The organism is Sphaerisporangium sp. NBC_01403 (genome assembly GCF_045040145.1).
GTDB classification, from domain to species: Bacteria; Actinomycetota; Actinomycetes; order Streptosporangiales; family Streptosporangiaceae; genus Sphaerisporangium; species Sphaerisporangium viridialbum.
In genome coordinates, this window is sequence record NZ_CP109534.1 from 8,573,990 (window position 1) to 8,590,830 (window position 16,841).

Here is a 16,841-nt window from a genome sequence, read left to right on the forward strand (position 1 = left end):
GGCGTTCTCGACGCCGACCATGCGCGCGACGCGGCCGGGATGGAGAATGACGTTGCGACCGAGCGTATAACTCCAGTACCGGCACGGTGACAGGAGAGCGGGGAATGGACGAGCAGGAACGTGCGCGACGCGCGGCCTCCGCCCGGGAGGCCGCCGGAGACCCCGCCGCCAGAGACGTGACCGCCGTCGCCGTCACATGGGTGGACACCAGCGGCGTCACCAGGGTCAAGGCGGTGCCCCTCACACGGCTCGAACACGCGGCGGCCTGGGGCATCGGCGCCTCGCCCGTCTTCGACGCGTTCCTGCTCGACGACTCCATCATGAGCGGCCGGTTCGCCGGAGGCCCCGTAGGCGACCTGCGCCTGCACCCGGACCTCGGCCGCCTCGCCGTGCTCACCGCGCTTCCCGGCTGGGCGTGGGCCCCCGCGGACCGGTACGACCAGGACGGCGTGCCCCATCACCTGGACGCCCGCCACCTGGCCCGTCGCGAGGTCGAGCGGCTGGCCGCCGCGGGCTTCTCCGTCCGGGCGTCGTTCGAGGTCGAGTGGGCGGCCTCCGTCGGTGCCGGTGACGACTTCGTCCCCGCGTGCGGCGGCCCGGCGTACGGCATGACGCGGCTCACCGAGCGGGCCGGCTACCTGCTCGACGTGGTGGGCGCGCTGTCGGCGGCCGGCGTCGCGGTGGAGCAGATCCACCCCGAGTACGCCGCGGGGCAGTACGAGGTCTCGGTCGCGGCGGAGGATCCGGTCGGGGCCGCCGACACCACCGTCCTGGTTCGCGAGACGATCCGGGCGGTCAGCCTGGACCACGGCCTGCGCGCGAGCTTCTCGCCGAAGGTGCTCGCGGACGGAGTGGGCAACGGCGCGCACGTCCACCTGAGCCTCTGGCGCGACGGCGTCAACCTCATGTCCGGCGGCGACGGCAGGTACGGCCTCACCGCCGAGGGTGAGGCGTTCGCCGCGGGCATCCTGTCCCGGCTGCCGGCCCTGCTGGCGGTGGGCGCGCCGTCCGTCGCCAGCTACCTGCGGCTCGTCCCCTCCCACTGGGCCGGCGCGTACGCCTGCTGGGGGCTGGAGAACCGCGAGGCGGCGATGCGGTTCGTCACCGGATCGGCCGGTGACCGGTCCCGGGCGGCGAACATGGAGGTCAAGTGCTTCGACGCCGCGGCCAATCCCTATCTCGCCGTGGCCGCCCTCCTCGCGACGGGCCGGGCCGGGCTCGCGGGCGGGGGCGCGCTCCCTGCGCCCGTGGAGGTCGATCCGCACTCCTTGGGCACCGTGACGCCGTTGCCGTCCTCGCTCGGGGCGGCGCTGGAGGCGTTCGAGAACGACGCCGTGCTGAAGGAGGCGCTGGGCGAGGCCATGATCGACACGATCGCCCTCGTACGCCGAGGCGAGATCGCGCTCTTCGACGGGGCGGCGCCCGACGAGATCGCGGCCCGCACGCGCTGGAAGCACTGACCCGTCCCAGACCGCGTTTCGGGGCCGTCACGCGTTTGTAGGTTGTTAGCGATCTTTCTAGATATATTCCTGCATATGCTGGTTTCAGCCCCCCGCATTTCCGATTCGCCGGTCATACTTCCTGACCCGCGACGGCTGCGCGTTCTCGACCTGCTGCGGTTTTGCGCGGCGCTTGCGGTGGTGCTCTTTCACTACGGGGACACGCGGGCCTGGGGCACCCCGAACGCGTTCCCCGCCCTGAGCGCGGTGACCATGTTCGGCGTGTACGGCGTCCGCATGTTCTTCGTGATCAGCGGGTTCGTCATCCTGATGAGCGCGTGGGGGCGGAGCCCCGGCGCGTTCGCGTCGTCGCGCATAGCCCGCCTCTACCCGGCGTACTGGGCCAGCGTGATCGCCCTGGGGGGCCTGGCGGTGGCGGGGCTCGTCACCGACCACCGGCCCACCCTGAGCGAGCTGCTCGCCAACCTCACCATGCTGCAGCACGGCCTGAGAATCCGTGACCTGGAGATCGTGTACTGGACGCTCTGGCAGGAGCTGGTCTTCTACGCGCTCATCGCGGTGTTCGCCGCGGTCGGCATCACCTACCGCCGCTGCCTGGCCTTCCTCGGCGGCTGGCTGGTGCTCCTGGCCATCGCCGAGCGCGTGAACGCCGACCTGCTGCAGGCGTTCCTCATCCCGTTCAGCGCGCCGTACTTCATCGCCGGGATGGCCCTGTACCTGATCCACCGTTTCGGCGGGTCGCTGTACCCCTGGCTGTTCGTGGGCGCCGGCTGGGCGATCGCCCTCGTACAGGTGCTGGGGGAGAACCCTCCGGCCATCGTGCGATTCGGCGTGCCCCTCGGGTCCGCCCTCGTGGTCGGAGCGATCTCCCTCATCTTCCTGATCATGATCCTGGTGGCCCTCGGCAGGCTCGACGGCATCGACTGGCGCTGGCTCACCTGGCTGGGCGCGCTGACCTACCCGCTCTACCTGTTCCACCACCACGTCGGGTTCCTGCTCATCGGCAGGCTCCACACGCCGCTCGGGAACTGGCTCACGCTGCCGCTCGTCGTCGCGGTCGCGCTCGCCGTCGCCTACGGCGTGAACCGGCTGGTGGAGGTGCCCCTGCAACCGAGGCTGAGGGCCGCGCTCGACCGCTCGCTCCACGCCGGCGACGGCTACTTGGAGCGCGAAGGGTAGATCTCGCCGCCACGCAGCTCCCGGCCCTGCAGCAGCGTCGTCACCGTGACGAAGCGGTAGTTCTGCTTCTCCAGGGCCTTGAGCACGGTCGGCATGGCCTTGACGGTCTCAGGCACGATGTCGTGCAGCAGGATGACGCCGTTGCGCTTGGCCAGCTTGAGCGTCTTCTTGGCGATGACGGCGGTGTCGCGCGACTGCCAGTCGAGGGTGGACCCGGTCCACAGGATCTGCGGCAGCGCCAGCTCGGCCATCAACTGCGTGACCCGGTCGTCGGTGGCGCCGTTCGGCGGGCGCATCATCGTCGGCGCCTTGCCGATGGCCTGGTCGATGACCTCCGAGGTCCTCGTCATCTCGTCGAGGATCTCCTCGTTGGACAGCGTGGTCAGGTCGGGATGGTCCCACGTGTGGTTGCCGACCTCGTGGCCCTCGGCCACGATGCGCCGCGTCAGCTCGGCACGGCTGCCGACCTTCCTGCCGAGGAGGAAGAAGGTGGCCTTGGCCTTGTGCTTCTTCAACGTGTCGAGAAGCTCGGGGGTGTAGGGCCAAGGACCGTCGTCGAAGGTGAGGGCGATGCATTTGTAGCGGACGCAGTACGGCTCGGCCGCCTTCTTCACCTTCGCGGCCGGGGCCGTACCGGCCTGGCCCGCCTGCCCGGCCTCCGCGGCCGTCCCGGTCTGCTTGGCCTGCGTGGCAGCCGGCACCGGGCCGGCCGGATCCGTCTGCCTGGCCTCGGCGGCCGCTGGGACTCCTAGAACGCCGACCGCACAGACACTGGCCACCATGATTCTGACTTTCCGCCACATGCCGCCGAATCTTAGTGAAACCTCGCGCTTACGGCGATCTAGCCCCTGACCGCCGCCCCGGGCCCGGAGTGATCAGGGGCTCGGCTCATCGATTCGGCGTCGCCCACGGGGATCCGCGCCCTTAGGTAAACAATGCGCACACGCGTGTAAGCGGACAGTAATGAGGGCATTACTGAATGTGCGCGCCATGCGGCTCATGCTTCCCTCATTCGGTCGGGCTTCCGGATGCGGGCCGGGCGGCGCTTGATAGCGAAGGGAGACGTCGTGACAATCGCCGAACTCCATCCTGATGGCATTTACCGCGAATGGACCTACGGTGCCGGTCACCCGTCCCTCAGCGCTGCACCGGCCGTTTCCCTGACCGCTCAGGCGCAGGTCAGACGCCTGTTCTAGCATCTACAGCCTTTCCCTGAATCCCCCTCCGAATCCGATGCCGGGCGTCGCGACCCACGCGACGGGAAATGAGCCGGCGACTCGCTTCACCACGCTCTCGGTCTCGTGCCGAGAGCGTCCCCGGCGTGCGGCCGGCCGTTTTCGGCGCTGTGCTCGATCGCCCCCTAATGAAGTCTTCCCCCCGATCAGTCATACGAGGAGAAGTGTGCGTTCACAGGAAAGAATATTGAGCGCCGGCATGGCCGTCGCCCTCATGCTGACGATTTCGGCGTGCGGCGATAATGGCCACGCCGGCGGCGATTCCGATGCGGCCGCGTACCGTGCGGTCGTCGCCGACGTCACCGGACGTACCCCGGTGCCGACCATCCAGCTGCTCACCAAGACCGCCGCGGAGGATCCGCGCTGGTTCGAGGAGGCGCGCCTGATCGTGGAGTCCTGGCAGCGGGCCGGCATCCCCGCCGAGCTGCTCGCGGTACGCGGCTCCGAGGTGGGTCGGCGCGCGTTCACCCGCAAGGACTTCGACGCGGCCCTGCTGGTCTACGGCCCGATGCCGGACCGGCTCGACCCCGACAACATCCTGTCGAAGTTCGCCTCCGCCCGTGCCGGGGTCTCCGGCTGGAACCTGTCCGGCTATCGCAACGCAGACTACGACGCGTTGTACCAGGCTCAGCAGCTCGCGATGAACGAGGACGAGCGGGTCGCCGCGGTGCGGAAGGCGCAGAAGCTGCTGTACGAGCATCAGCCCGCCCGGCCGTTCGCCCACCCCGTGGTGGGCGGGGCGTACCGGTCGGACCGGTGGGACGGTGTCCAGCACGCGTTGGGCTACCCGGTCTTCAACATCTGGAACTCCATCGGAGCCACTCCGAAGACGGCCAAGCGCACCCTGGTGGTCGGCACGATCTCCGAGCCGCTGACCCTCAATCCGGTCGCCCTGGAGTCGCCCGCGGCGCAGTTACTCCTGTCGCACATCTACGACAGCCTGGTGCGTATCGGCCCGGAAGGTGAGTTGCGCGACTGGGCGGCCGAGTCGGTGAAGGTCGACGGCGCCCGGGTGATCGCCAAGCTACGGCCCGGCATGCGGTTCAGCGACGGGCACCCGGTCACCGCCGCCGATGTGGCGTTCACCGTCAGATACATGATCGACAAGAAGTCCCCGCTGTTCGCCCAGAAGCTGGCCGCCGTGCGTGACGTGCGGGCGACCGGCGACTCGGTCGAGATCACCCTCGCCAAGCCGTCGCCGAGCTTCGTGCCCACGGTGCTGACCCAGCTGCCCATCTTGCCCGAGCACGTGTGGAAGAAGGTGGCCCAACCGGCGAAGTTCTCCAACGACGCCCCTGTCGGATCCGGGCCCTTCGTCCTCGCCGGTCGCAAACTGGGCGCGGAGATCCGGTTCACCGCGAACAAGGAGCACTTCTCGGCACCCAAGGTCGACGGCCTGGTGATGATCGTGCTGGGCAGCCTCGACGCGGAGGTCGGCGGGCTCGCCCAAGGCGATCTCGACATGCTCGGCGACGTGCAGGGCGTCGCCCAGCTCGCTTCGGTGCGGGGCAAGAGCGGGATCACGGTGGTGTCCGACGAGAGCTTCGGCTGGGCCGGCCTGCACTACAACATGCGCAAGGAGCCGTTCGACGACCGGCACTTCCGGCGCGCGCTGTCGTTCCTCATCCCGGTGCGCGACATCATCGACGTGGTCCTCGACGGGCAGGGCAAGCCCGCCGGGTCGCCGATCGCCGCTTCGCTGACGAAGTGGCATGACCCGTCGCTCCAGCCGTTCCCGTACGACATGCGGGCCGCGATGCGGGAGCTGCGGGAGGCGGGATACGTGTTCGACCGCCGGGGCGTCCTCTACTTCCCGGCCACGCGCGACGACAAGCGCCTCCGTGACAACAACGTGCCCACCTGACCAGGTGATTCAGGTGATACGGAAGGAGGCGCCATGACGCTGCTGCGATTCTCGCTGAGACGGGTCGCGCGGATGCTGGCGACCATCGTGATCCTCGTGCCGTTGACCTTCATGCTGTTCCGCGCGGTGCCGGGGGACCCCAGCGCGGCGGTGGTCGGGCCTGACCTCGACCCGTCCGTGGCCGCCATGCTGCGGGCCCGCTACGGCGTGGACCAGCCGATCGTCGTTCAGTTCCTCCGATATGTGGCCAATCTGGCGCGCGGTGACCTCGGCATCTCGTTCCACTACAAGCAGTCGGTCGGCGACATCCTGCTGAACAAGCTCTTCAACACCGCCGTCCTGGCCGTGCCCGCCATCGTGCTGGCCCTGCTGCTCGGGTCGGCCCTCGGCGCCGTCGCCGCGGCCACCAGGCGCGGGACCATCGACGCCGTGCTGCGCAACGGCGCCTTCGTCGGAAGGGCCACGCCCATCTTCTGGACGGCGACGCTCGCGCTGCTGCTGTTCAGCTACCACCTGAACTGGGTGCCGTCGATCGGGATGACCACACCGGGCAGGGGCGTCGCGAACACCGGCCTGGGACTGTTCGCCTCGCCGGACTTCTGGTGGCACCTCGCCCTTCCGCTCCTCGTCATGACGCTCTACTTCATGCCGGAGCCGCTGCTGACCATGCGCACCTCGATGGCGGACGTGCTGCGCGAGGACTTCATCGCCCTCGGCCGGGCACAGGGCCTGTCCCCGTCGCGGATCATCTACCGGCACGCGGCGCGCAACGCGCTGCTTCCGGTGGTCACCCTGATGCCCGCGCTGACCGGCACCATCATCGGCGGCCAGGTGATCGTCGAGACCATCTTCTCCTGGCCGGGCATGGGACGGGCCATCGTCGACGCCGTCAACAACTTCGACTACCCGATGATGCAGGGCGTCTTCCTGCTGACCGCCGTGATGGCCGTCGTCGTCAACGGCGTCATCGACGTTCTCTACGCGTACCTCGACCCGCGTGTGAGGTTGGCATGACCACTCCGTATCCCTTGACGAAGACCAAGCGGCGCGTGTGGCGGGACAAGGTGATCACGGGCGCCCGGAGGGTCGGGCGGGACCTGTGGTCGACTCCCAGCGGCCGGGCAGCGATCGCCATCATCGGGGTCTTCCTCCTGACCGCGCTGCTCGCTCCGGTGATAGCGCCGTACGGCCCCCTTGAGCGGGTTCGCACCGCGGACGGGGGGCTGGCGAGGCTGCTGCCACCGGGCCTCGCGCATCCGTTCGGCACCACCAACTTCGGCCGCGACATCTTCGACCAGGTGATCTGGGGCACCCGCCGCACCCTCTCAGTCGCCGGGGTCGCCGCCCTCGCGACCGCGCTGATCGGGCTCAACGTCGGCCTGATCGCCGGCTACCTGGGCGGCAAGGTCGACAGCGTGCTCATGCGGATCGCGGACACCGCGTACGCGATCCCCTTCCTGCCCCTGGCGATCGTGCTGGTGGGCATTCTCGGCCGGTCGGACTTCGTGCTGGTGCTCGCCATCGCCCTACTCTTCTGGCGCACGACCGCGCGGGTGGTGCGTGCGCAGGTGCTGTCGCTGAAAGAGCGGTCGTTCGTCAAGGCGGCCGTCGTCGGCGGGGCGTCCCGGCGGCGCGTCCTGTACGTCCACATCGCCCCGAACGTCGCCTCGCTCGCCATCCTGTACGGAATGCTGCTCGTCGCCGAGGCGGTGCTGGCGGAGGCGGGCCTCAGCTTCCTCGGCATGGCGCCGACGAACGCCGTGTCCTGGGGCACGATCATGTTCGACGCGTTCAGCTCGCAGGAGATGAACCGCGCGTGGTGGTGGCCGCTGTTCCCGGGGCTGGCCATCATGCTCTTCGTCTTCGCCGTCTCGCTGCTCGGACGGGCGCACGAGTCCCTGCAACGGCGCCACCTGGAGGTGCGGTCATGACCCCGATCCTGGACGTGCGCGGACTGAGGGTGGAGTTTCCCAGCCGCAACGGTCCCGTGCGGGCAGTACGCGACCTTTCCTTCTCCATAGCGCCGGGCGAGGTGCTCGGCCTGATCGGCGAGTCGGGATCCGGCAAGACCACCGCGGCCAAGGCGGTGCTCCGCCTGCTCCCACCCGGCGCCCAGGTGTCGGGCCAGGTCACGTTCGAGGGCGCCGACCTCGCGACGGTCCCCGGGAAGATGTTGCGCAGGTTCAGGTGGGAGCGGCTGGCGCTGGTCCCGCAAGCGGCAATGAACTCCCTCGACCCCGTACAGCCGGTCGACCGGCAGATCGCCGAGGTCGTACGGGCGCATCGCGACATGTCACGAAATGAGGCGTTCGCGCTCGCCCGGGAGGCCCTGGACCGGGTGGGCATCCGGGCGGACCGGTCCGGAGGCTACCCGCACCAGTACAGCGGGGGCATGCGGCAACGCGCGTTGATCGCCATGGCCACGGTGCTGCAGCCGACCCTGCTGATCGCGGACGAGCCGACGACCGGACTCGACGTGGTCGTGCAGGACCGGATCATGGCGCTGCTCGCCGACGCCAAGCGCGAGCTGGGCCTGTCCATGCTGTTGGTCACGCACGACCTGGGCGTGGCCGGGGAGATCTGCGACCGGGTCATCGTGCTCAAGGACGGTGAGGCCATCGAGTCCGGCCGGGTCGGCACCGTCTTCCGCGCGCCCCGCCACCCGTACACCCGTGGACTCCTGCACGACGAACCCGTCCCGGCGCCGCGAGCCCGCGAAGGTGAGGAGGCTCCGGCAGCGGTGCGTCTCGACCGGGTGCACGTGCGGTACGCGACCGGCCGAGGGCTGGCCGCACTGCGGCGCCCCCGGTACGTCGCCGCGGTCGACGACGTCTCGATGCTGGTACGCGAAGGAGAGATCCTGGGACTCGCCGGCGAGAGCGGCTGCGGCAAGAGTTCCGTCGTCTCGGCGCTGGTGGGACTGGCCGACATCGCCGAGGGCACCGTGCGGGTCGGCGACGTGGAGCTCGGTGGCGACGGGAAACCCGACTGGCGCGCACTGCGGTCACAGGTGCAGCTGATCTTCCAGGATCCGTACCAATCCCTCAACCCCCGGCTCACGGTCCACCGTGAGGTGGCCGAACCGCTGCTCGCCCAGCTGCGGCTCACCGACGAGGAGGTCCACCGCCGGGTCATCGCGGCGCTGGAAGCGGCCGAACTCAGACCGGCCGAGAGGTACATCTCGCGGCGGCCCCACGAACTCAGCGGGGGCGAGCGGCAGCGGGTGGCGATCGCCCGCGCGCTGGTCCTGCGGCCGAGGGTGCTGCTCGCCGACGAGCCGGTGTCGATGCTCGACAGGTCCACCGGCGGGGAGATCGTGAGCCTGCTGCGCCGGCTCGCCGACGACCTCGGGGTCGCGGTCATCCTCGTATCCCACGATCTGTCCGTCCTGCGCCAGATCTGCGACCGGATCGGGGTCATGTACCTCGGCCGGGTGATCGAGACGGGGCCGGCCCACGAGATCCTCTCGCATCCCCGGCATCCCTACACTCGCGCGCTCATCGACGCGGTGCCCAAATCAGACCCGACGGCACGCCGCGCGCGGGTGCTGCTCCCCGGCGAACCGCCGTCCGCTGTGGACCGCCCCGCCGGGTGCGCCTTCCACGACCGGTGCCTGGTGGCCCGGCCGACGCAGTGCCACCAGGACGTGCCGCCGCTGTCCCTGGAGCGACACGCGGTGGCCTGCTGGTACCCACTGGACGAGCCGGCGGCAGGCCACAGCACGTCCGCTGAATGATCACGGGGGGGTGCTCGGCATGGTCTGCGCGCCCTCGTCGGTGACCTCGATCCGGCGGACCACGATCACGAGGGGTGTCATGGCCGCAGACCCGATCGACCCGCACGCCTCCGCATGGCACCTGTTCGGGGCGGTCATGTGCCCTGCTCGTGAGGTAGGTAGGGGCTGGTGGCGGGTGGTCAAGTGAGGCGACGTTGCTGTATCCGGCTGCTGTAGACAGCACCTCGGGCAACTGCTTTCCCATGAGGAAAGTCCGTGGTAGTTTCCTTAGAGGAAAGTAGTCCTATCGACTAGGGATGGCCCCATGGACCCTCACGACGCCCAGTCCTCGCTTGACGACATCCGCCGCTTCCAGGACAGGACTCGCAAGGAGATCGTCCGCCAAAGGTTCGCCCGTCCCTACGTCCTGCTCGCGGCCCTTGGGCTCTTCGTCGGGTTGGCCTCCCTTGACCTCCAGAACCCTTGGAGCACCGCCGCCCTGTTGCTCGGATTCGGCCTGTATGTGGGAGTGGGGATCGTGCAGGAGCACCGCGCCCTCGTCCACAGGAAGCCCGCCGGCCCGGAGTGGCTGTTCTGGGCGGGATTGTTGGCCGGGCTCATGCTGCTGTTCGGCGTCTTCCGGATCGCCGCCTGGGCGTGGTTCGCTCTGCCGGCGCAGGGACTGCTGTCGCAGGGCACGCTCGCCGCCGCCGCGACGGCTGCGACGTATGTCGCGATGACGCCGCTAGTACGTCGGACCCTCCAGACGATCACGCGGCGCGACGGGGGACGCGTCTGATGGACCCTTACTTCGACGAGTTCCTCCACGTCTCGGCGCGGCTGTCGATCGTCGCCCTGCTGGCACCGGCCGACTGGGTGGACTTCGGCTTCCTGAGGGACACGATCGGGACCAGCGATTCGGCGCTGTCCAAGCAGCTTTCGGCGCTGGCCGAGGCCGGGTATGTCACGGTGCGGAAGGACCAGCAAAGCCGGGCACGGCGTACCTCCGTACAACTCACCCCGCAAGGACGGCACGCGTTCCAGCGGCACGCGGCGGCGCTGGAACGGATCGTCGCGGTCGCCAGCGCCCCGGGCAAGCCCACAGCGCGCCCCGACGGCAGCGGTCCATGAATCCCCCTCGTTGACCGTCCCGTCTGGCACGCCTGCGACACGCGTTTAAGTCTGGGACCTCTTCCTTATCAGGCAACGGCCACGGACCTTCGAACTGCTCATATAGCGTCTCTAGTCACCCAGGACATGCAGAAGGCCGGTTCCGAAGATCGGAACCGGCCTTTCAGCTGGTACTTCTGGGTCGGGGTGGCGGGATTTGAACCCACGGCCTCTTCGTCCCGAACGAAGCGCGCTGCCAAGCTGCGCTACACCCCGGTGCACAGGCGCTTTGCTTGTGCTCGCATGAGTCTAGCGGACTTTGGTGGTGCTCGCGTCATCCGGGAGGGGCGAAAGGGCCTGCCGCGTCAGGCGTTGCGAGAACCTGCGGTGTTGTACGTCAGGGGCGGGTGGGACGGCGGGGGACGAGGGTGAGCAAGGTCGCCTCGGGCGGGCAGGCGAAGCGTGCCGGGGCGTAGGGAGAGGTGCCGAGGCCGGCGGAGACGTGGAGCCAGGCGGACTCGTGGCGGTGCAGGCCCTTGACCCGGGCGCGGTCGATGCCGCAGTTGGTCACCAGGGCTCCGTAGAAGGGGACGCACAGCTGGCCGCCGTGGGTGTGCCCCGCCAGGAGCAACTGGTAGCCGTCGTCGGCGAAGCGCGACATGTTGCTGGGCTCGGGGGAGTGCATGACCCCCAGCCGGAGGTCGGCGTCGGCGGGAGCGGGCCCGGCGATCTGGTCGTACCGGTCGCGGTTGATGTGGGAGTCGTGGATGCCGCCCACGAAGACGTCGAGGTCTCCCACCTTGACCCGCGCGGTGGTGTTGTTCATGTCGAGCCAGCCCGCGGCGGTCATGCCGGCGCCCAGCTCGTCCCACGGGAGGTTGGGGATGTGCTGGCGCCTGTCGCTCTTGGACGATCGCCAGAGGTAGCGGGCGGGGTTCTTGGGCTTGGGGGCGTAAAGGTCGTTAGACCCGTAGACGAACAGGCCGGGCCGGGAGAGCAGGGGCTCTACCGCGTGCAGGTAAGAGCTCACAGCGTCCGGGTGGGCCAGGGTGTCACCCGTGTTGACCACGAGGTCGGGATCGAGCGCCTCCAGCGAGCGGACCCAGTTGATCAGGCGGGTGCGCCCGGGTGTGAGGTGCAGGTCGGAGATCTGCAGGATGCGCACGGGCCGCTGCCCCGGCGCAAGGACCGGCACGTCGAAGCGCCTGAGCCGGAACCAGTTGCGCTCGATGACCGAGGCGTAGCCGATCCCGGCAACGCCGAGGCCCAGCAAGGACAGGGGTATCGCGGCAGCTTTCCTCACCCCTTCATGATGCCCGAGGGCACGGCATGCTGCCTCCCAACGCGAAGAACGGGGCCTTTGGTGGTCCCACAGAGCACGGAGGAAGTCCTCTTCGACGCGTAGTCGCCAGGGAGCGGAACGCCGGTCAAAGGGAGATGACGGCGATCGGGCTGCGGCGACACGGCAAGATGGTGACCATGAGTGCTTTGAAGGACAAGCTGAAGGCCGACCTCACGACGTCGATGAAGGCGCGTGACGAGGTGCGCACCCGGACGCTGCGCATGGCCCTCGCGGCCGTCAGCACCGAGGAGGTCGCGGGCAAGTCGGCCCGCGAGCTCACCGACGACGAGATCGTCAAGGTGCTGACGAGGGAAGCCAAGAAGCGCCGCGAGGCGTCCGAGGCGTTCGCGGGCGCTGGACGGGCCGAGCAGGCGCAGGCGGAGCAGGACGAGCACGCCGTGCTCGAGGAGTACCTTCCCGCCCAGCTGAGCGACGAGGAGCTGGACCGGCTCGTCGGCGAGGCCATCGCCGAGAGCGGCGCGGAGGGTCCGAAGGCCATGGGCCAGGTCATGAAGGTCCTCAACCCGAAGGTCGCCGGGCGCGCGGAGGGCGGCAGGGTGGCCCAGGCCGTCCGTGCCCGTCTCGCGGGCTGAGCGAGCGGGCCTGAGCGAGCGGGCCTGAACGGGCGGGCCTGAACGGGCGAGCCTGGACGGGCGCTGAAGGGGCCTGAGGCGTTCGTGTCGCGCCTTGCGGGGCTGAGTTGGCCTGAGTGGGGCTGGGTGGGGCGGCCGGGGTGGGGGAGGTGTCCTGCCGCGGGTTGGGCTCTTGGTGGTTCTTACAAGCGAAAGGGCGCCTCCCGCAGATGACTCTGTGGGAGGCGCCCTTCGTTGATCAGCCGTTGCGGGTGTTCGGGGCGGTGGTGGGGGTGACCTGCTCGAGTCCGGTGTTGCCGTTGCCGCGGTTCCCGCCGTTCCCTCCGCCGTTGCCGCCGTTCCCTCCGCCGTTGTCACCGTTGCCGCCGTTGCCGTCCGGGACGGGGTAGGCGTTGCCGTTGTTGTCGATCGGCTTCTTCGGGGGCTTGGGCGCGCAGCCGCCGCTGCAGCCACCGAAGCGGCTCATGTCCGGCGGGGTGAAGGACGAGGCCTCGATGTCCTTCAGCGCGCTGAGCATCGTGGCCTTCCAGATCTGGCCGGAGATCGTGGCGCCGAACACCTCGCCGTAGTAGCTGCCGCCGATGGTGATACTGCGCAGCGGGTGGGTGTACGAGCCGCGGGGGTCGCCGAGGCTGACGGCGGCGGCGAGGTCGGGGGTGTAGCCGGCGAACCAGGCGGTCATGGATCCGTCGGTCGTTCCGGTCTTGCCCGCCGCGTCCCTGCCGATGCCGCCGACGCCCCGCATCGTGCCCTTGGTGAACACTCCGGACAGGATGCCGCTGACCGCGTCGGCGACCTTCTCGTCGAGCGTCTGCTTGCAGTTGGGCTTGAAGTTGGTGGTCTTGCCGTCCCGGTCGGTGATCGCGGTGATCGCCATGGGCTCGCAGTACTTGCCGCGGGCCGCGAAGGTGGCGTAGGCGCTGGCGACGGTGATGGGGTCCATCTCGTTGACGCCGAGGGTGAAGGTCTCGACCTCCTGGAGCTTCCCGCCGTCGGCGCGCTTGATACCGAGGTCCTTGGCGGTCTTGACGACGTCGCAGAGCCCGACCTTCTTCTCAAGGCCGAGGAAGAACGTGTTGACCGATCCCCAGGTGCCGGTCTGGAGGGTCTTGAAGCCGCCGCCGCCCTCGGAGTTGTGCGCGACGTGGTTCGGGTCGCCGACGTTCTCGCCCTTGCAGTTCTTGAAGTCGCTGTAGCCGCTCGCCTGGAAGCTGCTGCCCGCGTCGAGACCGTCGCCGAACCGCAGGCCTTCCTTCAGCGCCGTGGCGAGCGTGAAGGCCTTGAAGGTCGAACCCGCCTGGAAGCCGGTGCCGCCGCCGTGCGCGACGTCGGCGACCAGGTTGTAGTTGGACTCGTTCTTCTTCTTGCTGCCGCCGAACTTGCGGCTGGCGGCCATGGCCTTGATGGCACCGGTGCCCGGCTCCACCAGCGCCTCGGCGGCGACGGGCTTGTCGGAGGCGTAGACCCACTTCTTGATGGCCTTGTCGGCGGCCTTCTGCATCTTGGTGTCGAGAGTGGTCTTGATGACCAGGCCGCCCCGGTTGAGGAACTCCTTGCGGGCCTTCTCGGTCTTGCCGAACTGCTTGTCGTTCAGGATCTCGTGCTGGACGTACAGGCAGAAGTACGGATAGTCGCTCTGCTCGCAACCACCGGGGATCGAGATGTCCTTGTAGACCAGCTTCTTGGCCTTCGCGGTGGCGGCCTCCTCAAGCGTGATCTTGTGCAGCTCGGCCATCCGGTCGAGGACGACGTTGCGCCGCGCCAGCAGGGCGGCCTTGTGCTGCTTGCCGAGGTTCGGGTCGGTCGCGTTGGGGTTCTGCACGGCCCCCGCGAGCGTGGCCGCCTCTTCGAGGGTCAGCTTGGAGGCGGGCTTGTCGAAGAACCGCTTGGACGCGGCCTGGATGCCGTACGCGCTGGCGCCGAAGTAGGCGATGTTGAGGTACCGCTCAAGGATTTCGTCCTTGGTGTACTTCTGCTCGACGGCCATGGCGTACCGGAGCTCGTTGAGCTTGCGGGGGACCGTCGGGGCGATGGCCGCGAGCTTCTCCTCCTCGGTCTCCGCCTTGTTCAGCAGCACCTGCTTGACGTACTGCTGGGTGATCGAGGATCCACCCTGGGCGACGCCGCCGGACTGGAAGTTCTTCATCATCGCGCGGGCGAAGCCCTCAAGGTCGAGGGCGCCGTGCTCGTAGAAGCGGAAGTCCTCGATGGAGATGATCGCGTCCCGCATGATCGGCGCTACCTTGGCCAGTGGCACGGACTCGCGGTTCTGGTAGTAGAACTGTGCGATCAGCTTGCCGCTGGCATCCTTGATCTCGGTCTTCTCGGGTAGCGGCGGCTCTTTGAGGTCTTCGGGGTTCAGGTTGAGCACATCGGTGGCACCCTTGACCCCCACGCCGGCTCCGCCCACGGCCGGCAGCGCGATCGCGGCGGCCAGCACCCCCGCTGCGACAGCGGCTCCGATCAGGCGGAGGAGGTTCCCGAACACCGACCCGTGGGCTTTGCCTTGAGCTTGCACGAGACCAAGCGTATGCCGAGTCGCTGACTCAATAGGTACTCAAAGTCCATTTCGCATTGACTCGTCGGCGACTCGCGGTGGGGAGGACTAGTCATTCCCGGCCACATGGCCTGACATGACCATGTGGGAAATTGACCCGCCCGGGGTCTGTCGGTCCGAACGTCTGGTTGCGTACGTTCTCCTCTGCGGCAACTGAATAAGGAGGCTCGACGCCCGCGCCCGTCGGCCGCCAAGTGACGACTGACCACCTATAGGGGAGTGGGGTCGAAATGTGGATCACGGATTGGACCTCCCGTGCCGCCTGTCGGGGCGCGGATCCTGACGCGTTGTTCGTCCAGGGTGCCGCCCAGAACAGGGCGAAGCTCATCTGCCGAGGATGCCCGGTCCGTACCGAATGCCTCGCGGATGCACTGGACAATCGCATCGAGTTCGGGGTGTGGGGCGGGATGACCGAGCGTGAGCGGCGTGCGCTGCTCAGGCGACGGCCGGATGTGACGTCTTGGCGCGACCTGCTAGAGGTCGCCAAGGAAGAGTACGAGCGGACCAACGAGCTGATTGCCGGCTGAGTTCAGGGGCTGGGGCGGTGTCCGTCTCATGCCCGGTACCACGACGCGAGGGGCCATGCCTGGGCCCCTCGACCGCGTTCATCGGTTGACGCGGTCACGACGGCGGTGGCGGTGGCCACTTCATGACGCCAGGAGTTCACCGATCTTGCGCAAGCCCTCGAGATCGTGCACGTCCTCAGGCATCGCGAGCACTTGAGAGATCGGCACTGTGGGGTGGGCCGAGGCGAAGTGCTCCTGCTCTCGATGCTCGCGCGCGGCGAGCTGCATACGTCCGGCGTGCAGCCGCAGCACGGCGGACGTCAGTTCGTGTTCACCACGCGTTTCGAGGTTCTCTGCGGCCGCCGCGCTACGGGCGGCCGAGAGGGCCGGCGCCGGGGACCGATGGACCCGGTTGACCACCAGACCGGCCAGGGGCATGCTCTCCTCGGCCAGTCGCTCCACGAAGTACGAGGCCTCCCGCATCGCGTCCCGTTCCGGCGCGGCCACGACGAGGAACGCGGTGCCGGGAGCCTGGAGCAGCCTGTACGTCTGGTCGGCGCGCTGCCTGAACCCGCCGAAGACGGCGTCAAGGGCCGCGACGAACGTCTGGATGTCCTTGAGGAACTGCGCGCCCAAGATCTTCGTCAGCGCGCCCGCGACGAGGCCGAAACCGGCGTTGAGCAGCTTGAACGCGCTCCGGCCTCCGACCTTGGCGGGGGCCATCAAGATCCTGATGAGCCGTCCGTCGAGAAAGCGGCCGAGCCGCTCCGGCGCGTCGAGGAAGTCCAGCGCCGACCGTGACGGCGGCGTGTCGACGATGATGAGATCCCATTCGTCGGAGCGGCGGAGCTGGCCGAGCTTCTCCATGGCCATGTACTCCTGCGTCCCAGAGAAGCTCGACGACAGCGACTCGTAGAACGGGTTGGTCAAGATCTGCCGGGCGCGTTCCGGATCGGCGTGCGCCTCGATGATCTCGTCGAACGTACGCTTCATGTCGAGCATCATCGCGTGCAGCTCGCCGGTGCCGCCGACCCCGGCGACCACGCGCGGGGTGTTGTCGAGCTCGGTGAGCCCCATCGACTGGGCCAGGCGCCGCGCGGGGTCGACCGTCAGCACCACCACGCGCCGGCCGCGTTCGGCCGCCCGGAGGCCGAGCGCCGCCGCGGTCGTGGTCTTGCCCACGCCGCCCGAGCCGCAGCACACCACGATGCGCGTGTTCTGGTCGTCGAGCACGGCGTCCATGTCGAGGACGGGAGAGATCCCGTGGTGGCCCGGCTTGG

The 16,841-nt window shown here is 68.9% G+C and carries 15 protein-coding genes and 1 tRNA gene; 10 read left to right on the forward strand and 6 right to left on the reverse strand.

The window, feature by feature from the left end; translation table 11 throughout:
* The first annotated feature begins 104 nt into the window (after window positions 1-104).
* Window positions 105-1,460, forward strand: coding sequence for a hypothetical protein (locus OG589_RS38570; protein WP_405143472.1), 1,356 nt, complete (start codon window positions 105-107; stop codon window positions 1,458-1,460).
* A 75-nt stretch (window positions 1,461-1,535) separates the two neighbouring features.
* Window positions 1,536-2,639 carry an acyltransferase family protein gene (locus tag OG589_RS38575; protein ID WP_405143473.1) on the forward strand — a complete coding sequence of 368 codons (1,104 nt, stop codon included), beginning with the start codon at window positions 1,536-1,538 and terminating at the stop codon, window positions 2,637-2,639.
* Here the strand turns inward: OG589_RS38575 and OG589_RS38580 are convergent.
* Window positions 2,618-3,421, reverse strand: a complete 804-nt coding sequence (locus tag OG589_RS38580; protein ID WP_405143474.1) for a polysaccharide deacetylase family protein — start codon at window positions 3,419-3,421, stop codon at window positions 2,618-2,620. The two genes, OG589_RS38575 and OG589_RS38580, sit on opposite strands and share 22 nt — an antisense overlap.
* A gap of 640 nt (window positions 3,422-4,061) precedes the next feature.
* Here OG589_RS38580 and OG589_RS38585 point away from each other — a divergent pair.
* From OG589_RS38585 to OG589_RS38600, 4 genes are read left to right on the forward strand one after another with little or no spacing between them, the layout of a single operon-like run.
* Complete coding sequence (locus OG589_RS38585) at window positions 4,062-5,738, forward strand: ABC transporter substrate-binding protein (RefSeq protein WP_405143475.1); 1,677 nt, start codon at window positions 4,062-4,064, stop codon at window positions 5,736-5,738.
* A gap of 33 nt (window positions 5,739-5,771) precedes the next feature.
* Window positions 5,772-6,752, forward strand: a complete 981-nt coding sequence (locus OG589_RS38590; protein ID WP_405143477.1) for an ABC transporter permease — start codon at window positions 5,772-5,774, stop codon at window positions 6,750-6,752.
* Complete coding sequence (locus OG589_RS38595) at window positions 6,749-7,669, forward strand: ABC transporter permease (RefSeq protein WP_405143479.1); 921 nt, start codon at window positions 6,749-6,751, stop codon at window positions 7,667-7,669. The genes OG589_RS38590 and OG589_RS38595 overlap by 4 nt, the downstream gene beginning before the upstream one ends.
* Window positions 7,666-9,474 carry a dipeptide ABC transporter ATP-binding protein gene (locus OG589_RS38600; RefSeq protein WP_405143481.1) on the forward strand — a complete coding sequence of 603 codons (1,809 nt, stop codon included), beginning with the start codon at window positions 7,666-7,668 and terminating at the stop codon, window positions 9,472-9,474. Before OG589_RS38595 ends, OG589_RS38600 begins: the two co-directional genes overlap by 4 nt.
* Here the strand turns inward: OG589_RS38600 and OG589_RS38605 are convergent, their stop codons facing one another.
* Window positions 9,475-9,612, reverse strand: coding sequence for a hypothetical protein (locus OG589_RS38605; protein ID WP_405143483.1), 138 nt, complete (start codon window positions 9,610-9,612; stop codon window positions 9,475-9,477).
* A gap of 166 nt (window positions 9,613-9,778) precedes the next feature.
* Here OG589_RS38605 and OG589_RS38610 point away from each other — a divergent pair, with 166 nt between their 5' ends.
* Together OG589_RS38610 and OG589_RS38615 are read left to right on the forward strand one after the other, a co-directional pair.
* Window positions 9,779-10,252, forward strand: a complete 474-nt coding sequence (locus OG589_RS38610; protein ID WP_405143485.1) for a hypothetical protein — start codon at window positions 9,779-9,781, stop codon at window positions 10,250-10,252.
* Window positions 10,252-10,584: a winged helix-turn-helix domain-containing protein gene (locus OG589_RS38615; RefSeq protein WP_405143487.1), complete on the forward strand. Its 333-nt coding sequence runs from the start codon at window positions 10,252-10,254 to the stop codon at window positions 10,582-10,584. The genes OG589_RS38610 and OG589_RS38615 overlap by 1 nt, the downstream gene beginning before the upstream one ends.
* Window positions 10,585-10,765: 181 nt before the next feature.
* Here OG589_RS38615 and OG589_RS38620 read toward each other — a convergent pair.
* Window positions 10,766-10,839, reverse strand: a tRNA-Pro gene (locus tag OG589_RS38620).
* A 121-nt stretch (window positions 10,840-10,960) separates the two neighbouring features.
* Window positions 10,961-11,866 carry a metallophosphoesterase gene (locus OG589_RS38625; RefSeq protein WP_405143489.1) on the reverse strand — a complete coding sequence of 302 codons (906 nt, stop codon included), beginning with the start codon at window positions 11,864-11,866 and terminating at the stop codon, window positions 10,961-10,963.
* 176 nt (window positions 11,867-12,042) lie between these two features.
* Here OG589_RS38625 and OG589_RS38630 point away from each other — a divergent pair, with 176 nt between their 5' ends.
* Window positions 12,043-12,498, forward strand: a complete 456-nt coding sequence (locus OG589_RS38630; RefSeq protein WP_405143491.1) for a GatB/YqeY domain-containing protein — start codon at window positions 12,043-12,045, stop codon at window positions 12,496-12,498.
* Window positions 12,499-12,736: 238 nt separating this feature from the next.
* Here the strand turns inward: OG589_RS38630 and OG589_RS38635 are convergent, their stop codons facing one another.
* Window positions 12,737-15,016 (reverse strand): transglycosylase domain-containing protein, encoded by a 2,280-nt coding sequence (locus OG589_RS38635; RefSeq protein WP_405143493.1) that lies wholly within the window; start codon window positions 15,014-15,016, stop codon window positions 12,737-12,739.
* A gap of 269 nt (window positions 15,017-15,285) precedes the next feature.
* Here OG589_RS38635 and OG589_RS38640 point away from each other — a divergent pair, with 269 nt between their 5' ends.
* Window positions 15,286-15,582: a WhiB family transcriptional regulator gene (locus tag OG589_RS38640; protein ID WP_114029663.1), complete on the forward strand. Its 297-nt coding sequence runs from the start codon at window positions 15,286-15,288 to the stop codon at window positions 15,580-15,582.
* A 120-nt stretch (window positions 15,583-15,702) separates the two neighbouring features.
* Here the strand turns inward: OG589_RS38640 and OG589_RS38645 are convergent, their stop codons facing one another.
* The gene (locus OG589_RS38645) at window positions 15,703-16,803 is read right to left on the reverse strand and encodes an ArsA family ATPase (protein ID WP_405152213.1); all 1,101 of its coding nucleotides are present in this window, start codon (window positions 16,801-16,803) and stop codon (window positions 15,703-15,705) included.
* Window positions 16,804-16,841: the final 38 nt, after the last annotated feature.